This window comes from Niallia sp. MER 6 (assembly GCF_023714395.1).
Lineage (GTDB): Bacteria > Bacillota > Bacilli > Bacillales > Cytobacillaceae > Niallia.
Window position 1 is genome coordinate 1 of record NZ_JAMAUK010000074.1, and the last position, 3,435, is coordinate 3,435.

Consider the following 3,435-nt stretch of genomic DNA (forward strand, 5'->3'; position numbering starts at 1 on the left):
CGAGATTAGCTATATTCTGTAAATGATAATTTGGAGGAGCCGTGTGCGTTAATAGCGCAAGCACGGTTCTGTGAGGGGGGAGGAGTACAATTTGCCGTAAGGTAGAAAGGCTCCCTTCTACTCGACTACTTTAAGTACACTATTTCACAAACTAATGAATTTTCAAAATAAAAATCAAACTGTTGATATGTTGTTATTCTAACTAGGTACTTTTTTGTGAATCTTCTTAAAGTAGTTGTGAAATATTTGTTGATGACCATATATTCTAATGGAGCATTATCGTAATTTTCATATCAGTCACTTTGTTACTCCAAAATATGCCATTTTATGATAAAATACCAGAATGTGCATTCTACTTTCTTTTGTACTGGTCAATATCAATGGAGAGGACTTATGAATACATGAAACATAAAATTGCTTTATTAGCAGATGTCCATGGAAATTCTACTGCTTTACTGCTTTAATATCAGTTATAGAAGATTCAATCCAAGAAGGTGTTACTGACTATTGGTTTTTGGGAGATTTAATCATGCCTGGTCCTGGAACGAATGAATTATTTGAAGTTTTAAATGATATTAAAGTATCTACTTATGTTAAAGGAAACTGGATAAATTTGGTTATAAAAATGAAATAATAAAATTTTTTGAAAAGAATTATTGGTGATTAAAAGAGTTTTAAGAGCAAAGATAAGTTTCTCATTTGGGAACTTTTTTCTTTATTTAGAAACAATCCTGGTAGCATAATAAATGAAGAAAGTCTTTTATGTCACAAACATCACAGAATAGTTTAAGTGAAAATGATTTACAAGTCCATAGTGAATAGTAAAATAAGACATCTTAGTTATCAAACTAGGCATGAAAGTACAAGTGAATTATTTTGGAGTTCCAATACGTCTGTAAAAAAGTGTATTTACATACATAGAAATTCTAGGTAAAATATAATTAATTATGGGAAAAATTGAGATAATACTTAAGAAAATAAACAAGGAGGGAAGAATGAGAGTAAATATTTTTCTATTGATTGCATTAATTATATTAATTGCTATTCTAGGCTACCGAATAGTTCCCTTCTTAACAGAGGGACGAAGCTATTACTTTAAGCATACTGATTCAATCGACCTTTCAAATGAATCTTTTGGGCAGGTACGACTAAACGATAATATTAAAAATCAATCTTTTATAAAACGTTTTGGAAAGCCACTTTCCATGGAAGACAATGATTTATATGATTATTATCATTGGGAAGGTGGATTAGAAACTGCCTCCATTAACAGTGGGAAAAACAAAGGGGATATAATTCGGATAATAATTAATGAATCAGATGGAGTAAAGAAAAACACCCGTCTTAAAACAGCAAAAGGAATTGTAATTGGTAGTACGAAAAGAGAGATTATTGCTTTGTATGGATCAAGTTATTACAAAAGAAGCGAACAAGGTGTTGATATTATTGGTTATGTTGACCATAAATATGATGTAACTATTGAATTTTGGTTGATAGAAGGCGATAGAGTAGGAGAAATAAGATTAGATTACGCAAGTATTAACTGATGTTGCAGACTTGCCAGAATAGTTAATAATTTGCTTTTTTCTTTCTATGATAAACAGGAGGAGAAAAACAGAAATTTTTAAATAGGGAGAGTACACAATGTCACAATCAATTATTTTTGATATGGATGGAACACTGTTTCAAACAGATAAAATTTTAGAACTATCACTTGAGGATACTTTCAACCATTTACGGTCATTAAATAAATGGGATACAGTAACACCAATAGATAAATACCGTCAAATTATGGGAGTACCTTTACCAAAAGTCTGGGAAGCATTGCTACCTAATCATTCCAATGAAGTAAGAGAACAAACTGATGCTTATTTTCTGGAAAGATTAATTGAAAATATAAGAAATGGAAAAGGTGAGTTATATCCAAACGTTAAGGAAGTTTTTAGTTATTTAAAAGAAAATAATTGTTCAATTTACATAGCAAGCAATGGTTTATCGGAATATCTAAAAGCAATCGTTAATTACTATAATTTGGATAATTGGGTTACTGAAACCTTTAGTATACAACAAATTGAGTCGTTAAATAAATCAGACTTGGTTCGGACAATATTAGTAAAATATAATATTACATATGGAGCAGTTGTTGGGGACCGATTATCTGATATTAATGCCGCTAAAGATAATGGCTTAGTTTCAATTGGATGTAATTTTGATTTTGCTCAAGAAGATGAACTTTCTCAAGCTGAAGTAATAATAGATGATTTAATTGAATTAAAAACAATATTACCTAAATTGGCTAATACGAATTTTATTAATGAGTAAAAAGCACTTTTGCTAATTATGCCCCTTTCTTAAAAACAGATAGAGTTGTGAAGATTTCACTTACCGCAACCGATGGCGGGTAGCTTAAGTTGGCATAATGAAAGGAAATGAATAGATGGCTAAAGAAATGTTTGTGCAAATAAGTGGGTGTAAAATTTATACTAAATTGGTGGGAGAAAATAACGGAAAACCAACTGTCATTATGGATGCTGGATATGGAGATTTTTCCAAGGCTTGGGATTCAGTAATTAGGGATATTTCAATGCTCTCTAATGTTCTAATTTATGATAGAGCAGGGCTTGGGAAAAGTGAAAAAAGTTCTAAACCCAGAACCAGCATTGAGATGGTAAAAGAATTGAAGGAACTTCTTATTGAAGCCAGGATTAAACCTCCCTACATATTAGTAGGTCATTCATTTGGTGGAGTTAATATGCGAATATTTGCAACTGAATATCAAAATGAAGTTAGTGGACTTGTTTTGGTTGACTCTACGCCTGAAGATTACAGAGAAAGGTTTCTCCCAACGATGTCACAAGAATTTCAACAAGCATACAACAAGCAATTCGTGTATGAAGGCAATTATAATGAATTTATGGAAAGCCTAAAGCAGTTAAAAGATACTAAACTTAAATTAAATGTCCCACTTATTGTTCTTTCAGCTGGTAAAAAAACTCATTATTCAAAGGAATCACAAGAGTTATGGAATGAAATGCAGGAATCGATTCTTGGTATTTCCTCTGAAAGTGAATTGGTGATTGCTGAAAACAGTGCTCATTATATACAAAATGATGAACCAGAAGTGGTAGTCAGTGCAATACAAAAGTTAATTGACAAGATTAGTTTGTGAAGTAATGCACTTAAACTAAACCAGCTAATAGTTTGTCAATATCCTTTCAATAAAATCTTTAAATCTTTCATGTTATACTAAATTTATGCATACCAAATAACCTTCCAATTTCACTATTTGGAAAGTTTTGGTCACATTGGTTTTACTTTTTAATTACGCTATATCTTGGAAAGTAGATTTGTTTTTCAACAGTGCATATATCCAGTGTAAAAGTTTATTTGCACAAGCAATTATAGTGACTTTATAGGGTTTACCTTCCTCCCGTT

Annotated in this window: 3 protein-coding genes and 1 pseudogene; all 4 read left to right on the top strand. The window is 31.2% G+C overall.

Annotated elements, in window-relative coordinates; genetic code table 11:
• Positions 1-401: 401 nt before the first annotated feature.
• Positions 402-607 (top strand): annotated as a pseudogene (locus tag M3600_RS28060) (metallophosphoesterase family protein); the annotation flags it as partial.
• A gap of 388 nt (positions 608-995) precedes the next feature.
• On the top strand, positions 996-1,547 hold the full coding sequence (locus tag M3600_RS28065) for a hypothetical protein (RefSeq protein WP_251648511.1): 552 nt from the start codon (positions 996-998) through the stop codon (positions 1,545-1,547).
• A 97-nt stretch (positions 1,548-1,644) separates the two neighbouring features.
• Positions 1,645-2,322: an HAD hydrolase-like protein gene (locus M3600_RS28070; RefSeq protein WP_251648513.1), complete on the top strand. Its 678-nt coding sequence runs from the start codon at positions 1,645-1,647 to the stop codon at positions 2,320-2,322.
• Positions 2,323-2,437: 115 nt separating this feature from the next.
• The gene (locus tag M3600_RS28075; RefSeq protein ID WP_251648515.1) at positions 2,438-3,169 is read left to right on the top strand and encodes an alpha/beta fold hydrolase; all 732 of its coding nucleotides are present in this window, start codon (positions 2,438-2,440) and stop codon (positions 3,167-3,169) included.
• Positions 3,170-3,435 lie beyond the last annotated feature (266 nt).